Annotated in this window: 14 protein-coding genes; 8 read left to right on the top strand and 6 right to left on the bottom strand. The window is 41.5% G+C overall.

All coding sequences use genetic code 11. From position 1 onward, the window contains the following. The first annotated feature begins 432 nt into the window (after positions 1-432). Genes G5B43_RS13885 through G5B43_RS13870 form a run of 4 tightly spaced genes read left to right on the top strand, consistent with a single transcriptional unit; the run spans position 433 to position 5202 of the window. Positions 433-1863 carry a PQQ-dependent sugar dehydrogenase gene (locus G5B43_RS13885; RefSeq protein WP_240904869.1) on the top strand — a complete coding sequence of 477 codons (1431 nt, stop codon included), beginning with the start codon at positions 433-435 and terminating at the stop codon, positions 1861-1863. Between the two features lie 6 nt (positions 1864-1869). Next, positions 1870-3102 carry an Nramp family divalent metal transporter gene (locus G5B43_RS13880; RefSeq protein WP_165295402.1) on the top strand — a complete coding sequence of 411 codons (1233 nt, stop codon included), beginning with the start codon at positions 1870-1872 and terminating at the stop codon, positions 3100-3102. Between the two features lie 10 nt (positions 3103-3112). Beyond that, the gene (locus G5B43_RS13875) at positions 3113-4135 is read left to right on the top strand and encodes an NAD-dependent epimerase/dehydratase family protein (protein WP_165295401.1); all 1023 of its coding nucleotides are present in this window, start codon (positions 3113-3115) and stop codon (positions 4133-4135) included. Beyond that, on the top strand, positions 4135-5202 hold the full coding sequence (locus G5B43_RS13870; protein WP_165295400.1) for a dihydrodipicolinate synthase family protein: 1068 nt from the start codon (positions 4135-4137) through the stop codon (positions 5200-5202). The genes G5B43_RS13875 and G5B43_RS13870 overlap by 1 nt, the downstream gene beginning before the upstream one ends. Positions 5203-5244: 42 nt before the next feature. Here G5B43_RS13870 and G5B43_RS13865 read toward each other — a convergent pair whose 3' ends face one another. Next, positions 5245-6495, bottom strand: coding sequence for a cation:proton antiporter (locus tag G5B43_RS13865; protein ID WP_165295399.1), 1251 nt, complete (start codon positions 6493-6495; stop codon positions 5245-5247). Between the two features lie 4 nt (positions 6496-6499). Next, positions 6500-6979: a cation:proton antiporter regulatory subunit gene (locus tag G5B43_RS13860; protein ID WP_165295398.1), complete on the bottom strand. Its 480-nt coding sequence runs from the start codon at positions 6977-6979 to the stop codon at positions 6500-6502. A 192-nt stretch (positions 6980-7171) separates the two neighbouring features. Between G5B43_RS13860 and recJ the strand changes: the two genes are divergently transcribed. Genes recJ through G5B43_RS13840 form a run of 4 tightly spaced genes read left to right on the top strand, consistent with a single transcriptional unit; the run spans position 7172 to position 12292 of the window. Then, a complete protein-coding gene (recJ, locus tag G5B43_RS13855) occupies positions 7172-8866 on the top strand; it encodes a single-stranded-DNA-specific exonuclease RecJ (RefSeq protein WP_165295397.1) in 1695 nt (564 codons plus the stop codon). Positions 8867-8899: 33 nt separating this feature from the next. After that, on the top strand, positions 8900-9634 hold the full coding sequence (gene lptB / locus G5B43_RS13850) for an LPS export ABC transporter ATP-binding protein (protein ID WP_165295396.1): 735 nt from the start codon (positions 8900-8902) through the stop codon (positions 9632-9634). Positions 9635-9660: 26 nt separating this feature from the next. Beyond that, positions 9661-11175, top strand: coding sequence for a GH3 auxin-responsive promoter family protein (locus tag G5B43_RS13845; protein WP_165295395.1), 1515 nt, complete (start codon positions 9661-9663; stop codon positions 11173-11175). A gap of 49 nt (positions 11176-11224) precedes the next feature. Next, positions 11225-12292, top strand: coding sequence for a branched-chain amino acid aminotransferase (locus tag G5B43_RS13840; RefSeq protein WP_165295394.1), 1068 nt, complete (start codon positions 11225-11227; stop codon positions 12290-12292). Positions 12293-12301: 9 nt separating this feature from the next. On the opposite strand, the gene miaA is transcribed toward G5B43_RS13840, so the two are convergent. The 4 genes from miaA to pdxA all read right to left on the bottom strand — a co-directional run bounded on the left by miaA (position 12302) and on the right by pdxA (position 16414). After that, positions 12302-13222 (bottom strand): tRNA (adenosine(37)-N6)-dimethylallyltransferase MiaA, encoded by a 921-nt coding sequence (miaA, locus tag G5B43_RS13835; protein ID WP_165295393.1) that lies wholly within the window; start codon positions 13220-13222, stop codon positions 12302-12304. After that, positions 13222-13806 (bottom strand): plasmid pRiA4b ORF-3 family protein, encoded by a 585-nt coding sequence (locus tag G5B43_RS13830; protein WP_165295392.1) that lies wholly within the window; start codon positions 13804-13806, stop codon positions 13222-13224. Before G5B43_RS13830 ends, miaA begins: the two co-directional genes overlap by 1 nt. A gap of 64 nt (positions 13807-13870) precedes the next feature. Next, positions 13871-15289, bottom strand: coding sequence for a CCA tRNA nucleotidyltransferase (locus tag G5B43_RS13825; protein ID WP_165295391.1), 1419 nt, complete (start codon positions 15287-15289; stop codon positions 13871-13873). Positions 15290-15358: 69 nt separating this feature from the next. After that, positions 15359-16414, bottom strand: coding sequence for a 4-hydroxythreonine-4-phosphate dehydrogenase PdxA (gene pdxA / locus G5B43_RS13820; RefSeq protein ID WP_165295390.1), 1056 nt, complete (start codon positions 16412-16414; stop codon positions 15359-15361). Between the last annotated feature and the right edge of the window lie 122 nt (positions 16415-16536).

Here is a 16536-nt window from a genome sequence, read left to right as displayed (position 1 = left end):
TAGATTTCTTTCTATTTTTTTAAATTCGCACCATAATGAATACAATAATAGAAATATTATGTATACAATCAAATTATTTTTCTATTTTTTTTAATACATTTATTTATAATCCACATAAACATCACTTAGTTAAGGAATCGTTATTTTGATTAAGTCAAACCGATTACAACTAATATTTGTATACAAAAAACATTATTTTTTGTATATTAATTTTAAATATTATAGATTTGGTTAAATTAATAAAAATAGAAACACACCATACAAACCAACACACAAAGCAATAACAAAAAAATAAAAGGTATGGGATTTTCTTTTTGTTAGGGGTCTTATTAAAACCAACATATGAAGCCACAAAATATATATATTGGATTCACTACCATAATCTTGTTTCTTTTCTCCTGCAGACAGGGATCTGAAAAAGATCTCCCTGTAATGAACAGCATTCAACTGGAGAATAGCATCCTATCATTAACAAAAGAAGCAACAAACCTCAACGTCCCTTGGGATCTACAATATGACCGTATTAACGATGCCATTTTATTTTCCGAGATTGGAGGAGCTATCCGCAGACTCGACATAAAAAGTAAACAGGTTTTATTGATAGATAGCATACCAGATGTTTACCAGCAGCGGACATTAGGCCTATTGGGCATGGCGCTTTATCAACCAGAAAACGAACAGGCCTATCTATACCTTTCCTATACCAGTAAAAAAGATAGTTCAATTTTTTCAAATCTTTATCGTTATAACTATAACCCGACTGGCAGATTATCAAATCCTGTACAGTTATTGCAAATTCCGGGAAATACCGGACATAACGGTTCCCGAATAGTCATATCCCCCGACAAAAAGGTTTATTGGGCTACCGGAGATGCAGCAACAGATACATATGCCCAAGATAGCACATCTCTTAATGGTAAAATACTACGACTTAATCTGGATGGCAGTATCCCAAAGGACAATCCTATTGCCAACAGCTATGTATACGCATGGGGCTTTAGAAACATGCAAGGTTTGACGTATAGCACTGAAGGCATCCTTTACACCTCGGAACATGGTGATGCAATTGAAGATGAAATCAATCTCATCCTTCCACTTAAAAATTATGGCTGGCCACTTATCGAAGGAATGATTGATACAGAAAAGGAAAAAGCAAAAGTGAAAACGTTGGTTATTGAAGAACCGATTAAATCTTGGACACCGGTCGTCGCTCCCGCGGGATTAGCCTATTACGGTTCAGATGTTATTCCAGAGTGGAAAAAAAGCTTACTACTGACGACATTAAAAAACCAGTCGCTCCGCATCCTATCGCTATCGGACGACGGTCTTCGTATTATTGACGAACAGGTTCTATTCCAAGACCAGCTCGGTCGATTACGGTCTGTCATCACCTTGCCTAATGGTGACATCTATTTTTGTTCTAGCAATAGAGATTGGAACCCACAAAAGGGTTTTCCTAAGCAAGAGGACGATGTGATTTACCGATTGCGCGTCAGTGAGAAAACCCATGCTCCTATTTTACATCCACAAAGCGTCGATACACAACCGGCGGCTAAAGACGGACACTCCTTATATGAGGCGTATTGCACGTCCTGCCACAAAAGTGACGGGGAGGGATTGACGAATACATTTCCGTCCCTAGCAAAGTCCAATACTGTCAATGGCGACGAAAAGGCACTCTTACAAATTATTCTGCACGGTGTGCAAGAAAAAAACATGGAAAGCACTAAATATGAAGGGGCTATGCCGGGTTTTTCTTTCTTAACGGACGTGGAAATCATCACGATTGCAAATTATATCCGCACCAACTTTGGCAACAATGCAGGCAAAATCGAATCCAGGTCATTATCCTCCTTAAGGTAGTTCTCCATGAAAAACAACAATAGTAAAAAAGAATGCTTTTTTAAAAATTGGCTCTCCATCTTAGGACCAGGCATCATTACAGCGGCGCTTGTCTTTGGCCCAAGCAAAATGACCATCACATCCAAAATGGGAACAGATTATGGCCTTTCCCTTTTATGGGTTGTCGTCATTGCTATCTTTTTCATGATGGTGTTTACCGATATGGGCACCAGAATCGGCATAGCGCAAAACGAAACGCTATTGAAATTAATTCGCAGTAAATTTGGAAAAATAGCCTCCATTGTCATCGGGTTGGGAATCTTCTTGGTAGCTACATCTTTTCAATCGGGGAATGCTACGGGTGTCTCCATAGCCATTGCAGAAGGTACAGGCACGGATACTAAGTTATGGATTGTGGCCTTTAACGTTATCGGAATTTTACTATTATTTTTTAAGTCGATATACGCCATGCTGGAAAAGCTCGTGCTAGCTTTTATTATCCTAATGTTATTTGCTTTTTTATCTACCGCTATCATGATACAAACGCCTATCATACTGTTTGTAAAGGGGTTTGTACCGACCCTTCCACCGGCTTCCCTTAGTCTGATTATTGCGTTTATAGCTTCGTGCTTCTCTGTTGTAGGCGCATTCTATCAAAGTTATCTCGTACAAGCCCGTCGAAAATTATCTAGCGAACTCCAGAATGCCGAACGTCAGCGACGAGGAAGCCGCGTAGGTATCCTATTATTAGGTGTTATGAGTGCAGCTGTCATGATATCTGCAGCCAATACGCTTCACCCGCTAGGCATGCAATTAAATTCAGCGGCCGACATGGGCAAAGCTTTAGAACCACTTTTGGGGACTTATGCCTCCCATCTTTTTTTTATCGGATTATTCGGCGCTTCTTTTTCTTCTTTGATTGGAAACGCCGTATTAGGCGGATCATTACTGGGTGATACGTTCGGCTATGGCAACAATCTTGACCATCCCGTAGTGAAGTTCTTCATATCACTTGTCATGATTTTTGGTTCTATTATAGCCCTTGTATTCGGAAAGCTTCCGTTAGAACTGATTGTCTTTGCACAAAGTATTACCATCTTTCTTGTTCCTTTTATTGGAACACTCATGTTCCTAATAGCAAACGACGAAAAAATTATGGGTAACCATAGGAATAACCCGCTCACCAAAGCCTGGGCAATGCTCGGACTGCTTATGCTCGTTACACTTGCCATTAGCAATGCACACGATCTATTAACTTAAACAACGACATATGCATTACGGAAATTTAAAACAACTTGAAGAAGACCTCTTAGCACCCTCGGCAGCGTTGATTGCTGACATACAAAGAATCCAGGGTGATATTATGTTCTTGGGTATCGGAGGGAAAATGGGGCCAAGTATGGCAACATTGGCGGTACGGGCAATACGAGCGGCCGGAATCGAAAAAAAGGTTATCGGTGTTTCTCGATTTTCGGATAAGAACGTAGAACAATCTTTGAATATACTGGGAATCGAAACAATTGCATGTGACCTGCTAGATCAAGGTCAGTTACAAAAACTTCCCCAGATACCGAACATCATCTATTTGGCAGGACATAAATTTGGCACAACAGGCAATGAAAACTTTACCTGGGCCATGAATACCTTTTTACCAGGCATGGTCGCTTCTCATTTCAAAGCATCAAACATCGTTGCTTTTTCTTCGGGAAATGTATTGCCCTTTGTCCCCGTGACCGATGGCGGCATTTCAGAGGAAACAACACCCGAACCCATCGGAGAATATGCACAATCATGTCTTGGGCGAGAGCGTATATTTGAATATTTCTCTAAAAAGAATGGAACACCTACACTTATCTATCGGTTGAACTATGCAGTTGATTTTCGTTATGGCGTATTAGTAGAAATCGCAAAAGCTGTCAAAGAACAACGTCCGATTGATTTAACCAGCCAAAACGTTAATGTAATCTGGCAAGGTGATGCCAACGAGATCGCATTGCGCTCACTCTTACATTGTACATCTCCTGCCAAAATATTAAATGTTACCGGGCCGGAAATATTATCTACTCGCTGGATTGCAGAACGTTTTGGAGAGCATTTCAACATAACACCAACATTCGTAAATCAGGCAGCGGAAACCGCTTTGCTCAACAACGCATCTGAATGTCACCGCTTATTTGGATATCCGAAGACGACAATCCGCGAAGCTATTGATATCACCGCAAAATGGTTCCTCGAAGGTGGAGATTTATGGAACAAAGACACACATTTTCAAGAAAGAAAGGGGAAATTCTAATGAAAAAACTATCAGCAGAGCTTGTAAAGCACTTATGGGCTGGCGTAGTCATTCCTGCCCACCCATTGGCATTAAATGAAGATCGAAGCATAAACGAATATCATCAACGTCTTTTAACGCAATATTATATAGCAAGTGGCGCGGGTGGTATCGCAGTGGCGGTACACTCCACACAATTTGAAATCCGAGATCCCGAGTTCAACTTATTCGAAACGGTTTTAAAATGGACAAGTGAAGAGATAGCGAAAGCAACCTTACAGGGACCGTTTGTCAAGATTGCCGGTATCTGTGGTTCAACGGAGCAAGCTATTCAAGAAGCACATACCGCTATCCACTACGGGTATGACATCGGATTATTGAGTATGGGAGGACTACAGGACTGGACCGAAGCGGCTATATTGGATAGGGTTAGGGAGGTAGCGGCCGTTATTCCGGTGTTTGGATTTTACCTACAACCCTCCGTTGGCGGCCGTGTTTTCAGTTATGCATTCTGGAGCGAATTTGTAAAAATCGAAAATGTGGTCGCTATCAAGTGCGCTTCTTTCAACCGCTACCAAACACTTGACGTCATGCGTGCATTAGCCAACTCCGGTCGTCACGACAAGATTGCCATGTATACGGGAAATGATGATAACATTGTCAACGACTTAATGACAACCTATAGCTTTCCGATAGGCGAGAAGCACGTGACCATCGACTTCAAAGGGGGGTTATTAGGGCATTGGGCTGTATGGACAAATAAAGCGGTAACACTGCTGGAAGAAGTAAAGGAATATAAAAAGAACCCTCAAAATCAGACGGCAAACTCGTTATTACGTAAAGCTATCGCCATCACAGATAGTAATGCTGCTTTTTTTGACCCAGCACATGATTTTCATGGTTGTATTCCGGGCATCCACGAGGTACTCCGTCGACAGGGGTTAATGAAAGGCATCTGGTGTCTTAATCCGAACGAAGTACTTTCGCCTGGACAAAAAGAAGAAATAGATCGCGTGTATAGAGATTATCCTGAATTAAACGACGATGTATTTGTCGCCGATTTCCTACAAAAAAAACATCATTTATAAAAGCTATAATACTTATACCTAGGCATCCAAAAGTCAAGAAGCCTAGGTATCTATATTCCCAGCTGACCCCTCCAATTGCTCTAATGTCTTTTTCTGTTTCAAAGGAGCAACGTCTTTTCCGAACAGCACAGCCCATAACGTACGTGACTCTTTTGTCAACAAAGGCGATACAACAGATAAGATAAGCACATAGACAACAACGAAGGATTGAAGAATAGGGAGCAAACCTCCCGCCTTTCCAATATTTGCCATAATAATGGAAAATTCTCCTCTTGCCGAAAGTGTAAACCCTATGTCAAATGAAGCTTTGGGTTTTCTACCCGAAAATCTGGCAGCGAAATAACCCGACGCCACATTACCTATTACCGTTATAGCTGCAGCCAGCGTAGCCCATCCGACAGCTCCTCCTAAAGTATACATATCAATAGACAACCCAAAGCTAAAAAAGAACATCGCACCGAAGAAATCACGATAGGGAGCAATAACCCCCTCAATCTTTTTAATATAGCGAGAATCGGCGAACACCAATCCGGCCATCAGTGCCCCAATAGCTTCTGCAACGTGTATCGTTTCGGAAAACCCGGCGATGATAAACAATAGGCTGAATATGATTAGGATGAACAATTCTGGAGATTTGTCTTGCAAAAGCCGATCGATAGCAGGAATAAGCTTCCTTCCTAATATCAAAAACGTCAGAATGAAGCCGAGCGCCAACAAGGATGTTCCTAATACGGACCAGAAGGAAGTTCCTCCGGTCAGAATTAGCCCTGACAGGAAAGAGATGTGCATGGCGATGAAGAGGTCGTCAAACATAATCATCCCCATAATAATCTCGGTCTCAGGATTCGCCGTTCGCTTTAAATCCGTGAGCACTTTAGCAACAATTGCCGTGGATGAACTAGTCATGACGCCACATAGCACCATCATTTCCTTAAAAGGAATATCCATGAGCCATCCTATCAGGACACCCGAGATAAAATTAAGAAAAACATAAACTATGCCCCCCGTAACAATGGATTTTCCGGATCGCATTAACCGTCCTACAGAAAACTCCAATCCTAGATAAAACAAGAGGAAAAGTACCCCCAATCGCCCCATGAAATCGATAAACGGCTTACTCTCTGTAAACGTGAAGTCGATATATCCAATTTGGGGCGCGTGTTCGCCAACTACCATACCAATTATTATAAAAAATGGAATCACCGAAAAACGCAATTTATTGGCCAACAAACCAACAATGGCGACTAACAATACGGCAATACCAACTTCTAATACCAAGGTATGTGATAGCATAGGATTAAATTAGGATTTCTTTTAATTGTTTAATATTCGTTTTCTTTCCGGCGACCACCAGTGTTGTTCCCGGTGTAATCACATAGTCTGGCCCCGGATTAATGATCGTATCTTCTTCCTTAATGGCAGCAATAATCGACGCTCCAGTACGCTGTCGAACGCCCAATTCCCCGATACTTTTGTCGACGCCATCACTAGAAATCCCCACTTTATACCATTCAATCCGCAAATCGTCCAACGCCAACTCCATGGTTTCCAATGCCTTGGGCTTATAAGACAATCCCCCAATAATGCCTGCTACCTGGCGAGACTCTTCATCAGAAAGTGTCATAACACAGTGTGTCTCACTATCGTCCCCTTCCGAACGATAAAGTTCGCGTTTACCGTCGTCATGGATAACCACTACCATCTGGTCACCGGCTTCCGTCTCTATCTGGTACTTCTTACCGATACCAATCAAGTCGCTTTCTCTAACTATTGACATAGCAAAAAAATTAAATACAACGTTCGTATTCTTCTTAGAATACTTGTCTCAAGCAAAACTAGCAAAAAAAATCACATTTTTTATTTCATTGTAACCCCATAAGCCACAATCCCTTTAATTCCGAACAGAGACCTCCATTAGGTAAACCGGTTTACAAAATGTATATTTACACGTTTATACAACGGCAACGATATGCAAAAAAGATGGGTGGTTAAGCAAAAAAACAATGTTCAAAAAACCAGCAAACTATGTGGTGAGTTGGGTATAAACGCTGTAATAGCAGAACTGCTTCTCCATCGTGGTGTCGAAACCTATCAACAAGCCAAGCATTTTTTTCGCCCTAACTTTGATCTATTGCACGATCCTTTTTTAATGAAAGATATGGATAAGGCGATATCTCGAATTGAAAGAGCAATCGGCAACAAAGAGAAAATACTTATATATGGCGATTATGATGTCGACGGTACTACTGCCGTTTCGATTGTCTATAGTTTTTTTCGTGATTTCCATTCGGGTTTGGAATTTTATATTCCCGACCGTTATCTAGAAGGTTATGGTATTTCTTTCAAAGGAATTGACTATGCAGCTGAAAATGGCTTCTCTTTAATTATTGCACTGGATTGTGGTATTAAAGCCATTGAGAAAGTCAACTATGCAAAAGCAAAGGGAATTGATTTTATCATTGGAGACCATCATCTTCCGGGCAGTACTATTCCGGATGCCGTAGCCGTATTAGACCCTAAACGCAGCGATTGTCCTTACCCCTACAAAGAACTGTCGGGATGCGGGATCGGATTTAAATTAATCCAGGCCTTTGTTCAAAAAAACGATATGGACATGCAACTTGCCTATCAATATCTTGATCTTGTGGCGGTGAGTATTGCATCAGATATCGTACCTATTACCGGAGAAAACCGGATACTCACTCATTTTGGACTCAAAAAATTAAACACCAACCCAAGTTGTGGTCTTCAGGCGCTCATCAATCTTTCTTCTAATAAGAGTGGGCATTTTTCTGTAGGCGATATTGTCTTTCAGATTGGCCCGCGTATCAATGCCGCCGGCCGCATCGAACACGCTAAAGACGCTGTAAAGCTATTGATTTCAAAATCACTAGCAGAAGCCGAAGCGTATTCGACTACCGTTGACGATCAGAATACTGTACGCAAAGGCTTCGATCTTAAAATAACCGAGGAAGCGTTAGACATCCTGAACAACGACGAATTATTGAAACAACGCAAATCCACCGTGCTTTTTAAAGCCGATTGGCACAAAGGCGTAATTGGTATAGTTGCTTCACGTTTAACAGAAAAATACTACCGGCCTACCGTTATACTTACACAGACCAATGGATATATCGCCGGTTCGGCACGTTCTGTATTAGGCTTTGATCTATACGAGGCGTTGAGCGAATGTGCCGATTTATTAGACCAATATGGCGGACATAAATATGCAGCGGGCCTCACTATGCGTGTGGAAAATGTACCAGCGTTTCAAGAAAAATTTGAAGCAGTAGTACAGAACACTATTACGCCCGAAATGCTTCAGCAAGAAGTACTCATAGAAACGGAATTAAATCTGAAAGAGATCGATAGCAAATTTTACCGTTTATTAAAACAGTTTGAACCTTTCGGCCCACAAAATGAGGCTCCTATTCTTCTCACGCGTAAAGTACAGGGTTCAGGATATATCGTAGGCACGAATCACATCAAAATAGTAATAAAACAAGAGGACTCCGTATCCTTCGATTGTATAGGTTTTGGATTGGCAGAACATATAGACTATATCAACGAAGGGCATAAATTTGATATTTGTTACACCATCGAAGAGAATAACTGGCGGGGCAAAAAGAATTTGCAATTAAATATCAAAGCAATACGATATTAAAATATATTTGTGTATAAAACGATTAAGTAGTAGATGATTTTAAAGGCAGAACATTTAATCAAAAAATATAAACAACGGACAGTTGTTAATGACGTGTCTTTTCATGTTGAGCAGGGAGAGATTGTGGGGTTATTAGGGCCAAACGGTGCTGGAAAAACAACGTCTTTTTACATGATTGTGGGATTGATCAAACCAAATGATGGCCATGTTTTTCTGGACGACCAAGAAATTACGCAGGACGCGATGTTTCAGCGTGCGCAAAAAGGAATCGGTTATCTTGCACAAGAGGCATCGGTATTTCGAAAATTGTCTGTAGAAAATAACATTCTCGCCGTTTTAGAAATACACTATAAAAATAAAGAAGAGCGCTTAGCGAAACTGGAAGAACTGTTAACAGAATTCAGTTTACATCGGGTCCGAAAAAACCGTGGGGATCTTTTATCAGGAGGAGAAAGACGTCGTACGGAGATAGCACGGGCTTTAGCTGCGAACCCGCATTTCATTTTATTGGATGAACCGTTTGCGGGTGTAGACCCGATCGCGGTGGAAGAGATACAGACCATTGTATCTAAACTCAAACGGAAAAACATCGGTGTCCTCATTACCGACCACAACGTACAGGAGACATTGTCTATCACGGATAGAGCCTACCTGCTGACGGAGGGCAAAATAATGCTTACCGGCACGCCCGAAGAAATTGCTGACAATGAACTAGCTCGTAAATTCTATCTAGGACGCCATTTTGAATTGAGAAGGAAAAAACTATAAAACTAGCGTAACAGAAACCTTTATATATGGCATTATTGAATTCTCTCTTTACGTGGATCATGAAAAAGCGCATTCATCAGATTGAGCTTTTCATGAAATACCCTCATGATGTACAGGAAGAATGGTTTCAAAGTTTAATTTCGACGGCGGAAGCTACCGAGTGGGGAAAAAAATACGACTACAACAGTATTCTAACGCCAGAAGCATATAAAGAGCGAGTTCCAATCCAGGATTACGATGATATCAAAGGGTATGTGGATCGTATGATTAAAGGAGAGCAAAACCTGGTGTGGCCTTCCGACATCAAATGGTTTGCAAAATCATCGGGCACTACTTCAGATCGCTCGAAGTTCATTCCCGTAAGCATGGAGGCTTTGGAAGACTGCCATTATCAAGGCGGGAAAGACATGCTCTCCATTTATTGCCATAACAAACCTGAAAATAAAGTCTTTACAGGTAAATCAGTTGTCATTGGAGGATCGTCCCAAATCAATAATTTCAGTCCGGATTCATATTATGGCGATTTGTCTTCCATCCTTATCCGTAATCTTCCTTTTTGGGCGGAATTTAAGCGCACACCTAATCTAGAGGTGACTTTAAACCCGAATTTTGAAGAAAAAATCGAACAGATTGCCCAAATTACAATTAAGGAAAATGTCACGAGCCTAGCGGGTGTTCCGACCTGGAATATCGTCATGGCAAAACGTGTATTGGATATTACCGGCAAGAGCAATCTTTTGGAAGTATGGCCTAACTTAGAGTTTTATGGACATGGCGGCGTAAGTTTCAAGCCGTATCGGGATTTGTTCAAACAATTGATTCCTTCGGATGACATGTATTATCTCGAAAACTATAACGCTTCCGAGGGATATTTTGGCTTGCAGGATCAATCGGGCTCCGAGGATCTTCTTCTCATGTTGGATTACGGCATCTATTATGAGTTTCTTCCCATGGAATATGCTCTTGAGGAACATCCCAAAACGTTACGATTGGATGAAGTAGAAATTGGGAAGAACTACGCTCTAATTATATCGACCAATGCAGGTTTATGGCGTTATAAAATCGGAGATACCATCAAATTCACTTCTTTATCCCCTTACCGTTTTCAAATATCCGGGCGTACAAAACATTATATCAATACCTTTGGTGAAGAGCTTATTGTGGATAATGCAGAACATGCGTTGCAGATAGCTTGCCGAGGAACAGATGCTATTATCCGTGATTATACGGCTGGTCCTGTTTATTTCAGAGACGGGGAGGCCGGTGCGCATGAATGGATTATTGAATTCGAAAAACAACCCAACGATTTTCAAAAATTCTGCGACACTTTAGATAATACTTTACGGGAAATCAATTCCGATTACGACGCTAAGCGCTTCAGAGATTTGGCATTAGCCTATCCTATTGTTCATCAGGCAGAAAAGGACACTTTTTATACATGGATGAAAAGCCGTGGAAAACTCGGTGGGCAAAATAAAGTTCCTCGGCTAGCAAATGAAAGAACCTATCTTGATGCCTTGTTGAAAATAATGAATGCTTAATTATATTCGTACTTTTTTCCTAAATTGCACACATTAAAATTTTAATGTGATGAGCGATACGAAAACCTATTCCATTCGCGTAGAGCCAACGAAAAAATCAAGACTCTCGCAAGTAGATTTCAGCAATTTGAAGTTTGGTGCTATCATGTCTGACCACATGTTAGTCGCCACATATGATGACGGTGCATGGCAAGATGTGTCTGTCGTTCCTTATGGAGACTTTACTGTCAATCCGTCGATGTCTGCATTGCATTATGGTCAAGCTATTTTTGAAGGAATTAAAGGTTATAAATTTGCCGACGGAACAGTAAGCATATTCCGTCCGGATAAAAATTGGGAGCGCTTTAACAAGTCTGCAAAACGCCTTCAGATGCCGGAGGTTCCCGAGGAAATTTTCATGGACGGCCTGAAAAAGTTATTGGATGTGGACCGCAGCTGGGTGCCATCACAAGAAGGTACATCGTTGTATATCCGTCCGTTTATGTTTGCAACCGAAGGCGCGTTAGGTGTTCATCCCTCTAAATCGTATACATTTGCCATTATTACTTGTCCTGTGGGCGCTTATTACAGCAAACCAATCAGCTTAAAAGTAGAAACGTATTATACGCGTGCCGCAGAAGGTGGGGTTGGGTTTTCAAAAAATGCGGGAAATTATGCGCTATCTTTATACCCTACGCAGTTGGCAAACGATGAGGGATATGATCAAATCATGTGGACGGATGCCAATGAGCATAAATATGTAGAAGAAGCGGGTACCGCTAACTTGATTTTCCGTATCGGCGACACGATTATAACACCTCATGGCGATACGATTTTGCATGGTGTTACCCGCCGTACAATCATGGAACTCGCCGAAAAATGGGGATACAAAGCAGAACAACGTAAAGTCTCCGTACAAGAATTGATTGATGGCATTAAGGATGGTCACGTATCAGAGGCTTTTGCTGCCGGAACTGCTGCAACAGTAACCCATATCTCCAGAATTGGTTATGAAGGGCAAGATTATGAATTGCCCCCTGTAGAAGGAAGAGAGTTTTCCAACAAAGTATTGGATTATTTAAATCAACTTCGATACGGTAAGATAAATGACCCGTTTGGATGGAACTTTATTGTGTAACTATCTTTTTTAAGGTCGGGTTAAACCCGACCTTAAAAAAGATAAAATCCCTTCGCAATCATCCGGTTCAAACCACACCGTATTCCCATGTTTTTTGAACCAGGTAATTTGCCTTTTTGCATAACGTCTAGAATTCTGCTTAATACGGGAGATAGCTTCCTCCAGTGTGATTTTCCCATCGATAAAATCAAATATCTCCGCATAACCAACTGTCAATAACGCCGGTTTGTTCCGATGGGACAATAACGAACGTACTTCACTCACCAATCCCTTTTCTATCATCCTATCCACACGCAAATTGATACGATCGTATAGCTCTTGCCGTTCCATATTCAACCCAATGGTTACGATCTTAAACGGGCGTTCGACCATTTCCCGCACACGATAGGATGAAAAAGGTTGTCCTGTAGCTTCATAAACTTCCAATGCACGTATGACACGCTGGGGGTTGTGTATATCCGCATGCTGATAATAATCGGGATCGACTTGTTTAAGTTTCTGTTGCAATGATTCTAGCCCTTCCTGTTCAAATATACCATTCAAACGTTCCCGTACAGCAACGGGAGCCTTAGGCAGATTATCCAAACCTTCACATACCGCACGTACAAAGAGCCCCGACCCACCTACCATGACGACCACATCATGCTTTTCAAACAAGGAATCCAGCAAGCATAAAGCGCCTCTTTCGAAATCACCAGCTGAATACTCCTCCTCAATCGTATGGGAATCAATAAAGTGGTGCTTTACGACCGTAAGCTCGTCCGCATCCGGCTTTGCAGTACCAATGGACATCTCCCTATAAAACTGTCTGGAATCAGCGGAAATAATTTCGGTTTTAAAATGTTTGGCGAGGGCAATACCCATAGTGGTCTTTCCTACGGCGGTAGGTCCGACCACTACGATTAATCTCTTTGTTTTACCACCTGTCATCAATATTCATCTTCCGCACCACTAGCTCCTTCTCCTTCTTCTCCCCCCTCGTCTTCGCCGTCAAATAAATCGAAGTCTTCATCTTCGTCGACGCCGTATTCTGTGTCATCTGTTGACAGATCCTCGTCCTCATCATCCTCTTCATCGGCTGTCGATATCGGAAAATTCGCAGCTGCAACTTGCTTGGGTACCGTTCCCACCGTCTTAAATACCAAGGGGTACTCTTTACCATCCTCCTCTTTTAAAATCTTAATCAGCTCGACATGAAAGTCATAAGGACGGTCAAAGTTATAGATGTAATAGAATTTCTGGTGTGGATCATCGATAAACTTACTCAAACGAATACCTTCCATTTCCAACACGCCGTTGCTCCGTTTTCTTTCCGTGGGCAGAAAGGCAATCTCTGTTCCTTTCTTCCACTGATCATTACTCACATAAAAGGACGAAGAAACATCTGGAGTATAACCGGTAGCGTTATGGATAGCCTGATGCAATTCTAAAAATGTAGCTTTGGAGGGCATATCTATTTCTCGATACACATCCTCATAATCCTCAAAAGTTACCCGAAATCTGTAAATAGCCATTCTTAATGTATCGTTTAGTTTTATCGTTTATACAAAAGATAAAATTACAATAATTTTTAAAAAATTAAAGTGCCGTATTCGTTTTAGGTGATAAGCCTAACCGCTTTCCCTGTTTTAGGATAAAAGACAATGCCTCTTCACGAGAATTAGGAATCTCTCCCTCCAGGATAGCTTCTCTCATCGCATTTTTGATTATACCGACCACACGGCCCGGCCCTATTTCAAAAAGTGCCATAATATCCGCTCCCGATACAGGAGGTTGCCAGTTCCGAATTTTATCCCGCTCTTCTACGTCCTTTAATTTCTGTTTTACCAGCTCAAAATTACCACGGTATTTTTTCTTCTTAAACTCATTCTTGGTAGTCACATCGGCATGACACAAAAGCATTAGTGCATCAATATCATCACCTGCTTCATACAGCAGTCGGCGTACGGCCGAATCCGTCACAATATCTTGCGCCAACACAATAGGTCGCAAGTGTAGTTGCACCAGTTTTTGGACGAACTTCATTTTATCATGGAGCGGAAGTTTCAGTTCAGCAAAAAGCTTCGGCACCATCCTCGCACCGCGATCTTCATGACCATGAAAGGTCCATCCTACTCTTTTATCATATCTTTTGGTGGCGGGCTTCGCGATATCATGCATAATCGCCGCCCACCGCAACCATAGATCCTCTGATAGGGATGCCACATTGTCCAGAACTTCTAATGTATGGTAAAAGTTATCTTTATGCCCGCGTCCGTCTATTATATCGACCCCATGTAAATTGTACATCGCAGGAAAAATAATCTTCAGTAATCCTGTATCAAATAGATAGCGGAAACCGACGGACGGCTTAGCTGCCATGACGATTTTATTCAGTTCATCGATAATCCGCTCCTTCGAGATAATTTTAATACGTTCCGTATTTTCCGCGATAGCTTGAACAGCTTTCACATCAATCTTAAAGTTAAGTTGTGTAGCAAAGCGGATGGCGCGCATCATGCGTAACGGATCATCAGAAAACGTGATAGCTGGGTCAAGCGGTGTCCGAATAATACGGTTTTGAATATCCTTCACTCCATCAAAAGGGTCTACAAGTTCACCAAAACGATCAGCATTTAGACAATACGCCATCGCATTAATCGTAAAGTCCCGACGGTTCTGATCATCTTCAAGCGTACCATCCTCGACAACGGGCTTTCTGGAATTGGAACGGTAAGATTCTCTCCGGGCGCCTACAAACTCCAAGTTAATGCCATCATATACCAACATAGCTGTTCCAAAATTTTTATAGACGGCAACTTTAGTATGTAAAATTTCGCCGAGCTTAGACGCAAAATCAATCCCACTTCCAATCACAACCAAATCGACGTCGTTTTTAAAAGGACGCCCCATAATACAGTCGCGAACATATCCACCCACAACGTAACATTCGATCTGCTCTTTATCTGCTAAATCTCTGATTATTTGAAAAATAGGATATTGTAAATTTTCTCGCATAGCTTCTTCTCTAGGCTCAACGCCTACAGCCAGCAAAAATACAGATTATTTCGTACAAACCGCCTCTTGCTAATCTCGATCTTTTGACAGGCGTCGGAACGGGAGCGGGTTGGCAGCGAGCTCTTCTTGTTCCCGGCGGCGGCTCACAATATGAATGGCAGAAAAAATAGCTTCCAAGAAAGATTCATGTGATGCCAAGTTTTTTCCAGCAATGTCATAGCCTGTCCCATGGTCCGGAGATGTACGAACGATGGGTAATCCCGCCGTGTAATTAACCCCCTTACGAGAAGCAATATGTTTAAATGGAATCAAGCCCTGATCATGGTACATCGCTAAGACGCCATCAAATTTGGTATACGTATCGCTTGCAAAAAAACCATCGGCAGGATAAGGTCCGAAACAAAAAATCCCTTCTTCTTTTGCTTTTTGGATAGCTGGAGCAATAATATCTTCATCTTCCGTACCGATTAATCCATTATCTCCCGCGTGGGGATTTAATCCAAGTACAGCTATTTTAGGTTTCTCAATCCAAAAGTCTTTCTTAAGACTTTCGTTCATCATCCGTAATTTCTGTAAAATAGCCTCCGCTGCTATAGCACCTGCAATTTCCTTGACAGGAATATGCCCAGTAACAACCCCTATGCGAAGCTCATCAGCAATCATAAACATCAAAACATCGGATGCTTCCATTTTAGATTGTAGATATTCAGTATGTCCCGGAAAATGGAAACCGTCCTGCTGTATATTGTGCTTATTGATAGGCGCAGTAACCAATGCATCGAGCTTACCATTACGAAGATCCTCCGCAGCTCTCTCCAAAGAAAGAAAAGCATATTTCCCTCCGATTTCGTTCTGTTCACCCAAGGTAATCTTCACATCTTCCTGCCAACAGTTAATCATATTGGCGCGCTTAGCATTTGCTTGGTCGGGATGATGGATAACATTGAAGCTGAAATCCTGTACACCAATTGCTTTTCGGTGGAATGAAGCAACTTTGGTATTACCATACACAATTGGCGTAAAGTAATCTAACACCCGATTATCCATCAACGATTTAATAATCACTTCTAATCCGATGCCGTTTACATCCCCAACGGTAATACCTATTTTTAGTTTTTCACTCATTTTCCGAAAGCTTTGAATCAAAATTACAAAATTTAGGGTAAATAAAAAGCTTTCTCGTCGTTGACCAAAAAAGAAAACCGTTTCCACCTATAAGGTAACCTTGAACAACACAGAAAATTGCA

It is taken from the genome of Sphingobacterium sp. SGR-19 (assembly GCF_011043555.1).
Lineage (GTDB): Bacteria > Bacteroidota > Bacteroidia > Sphingobacteriales > Sphingobacteriaceae > Sphingobacterium.
The sequence above is the reverse complement of the archived record's forward strand: the minus strand, read 5'-3'. Positions and strand labels throughout refer to the sequence as shown.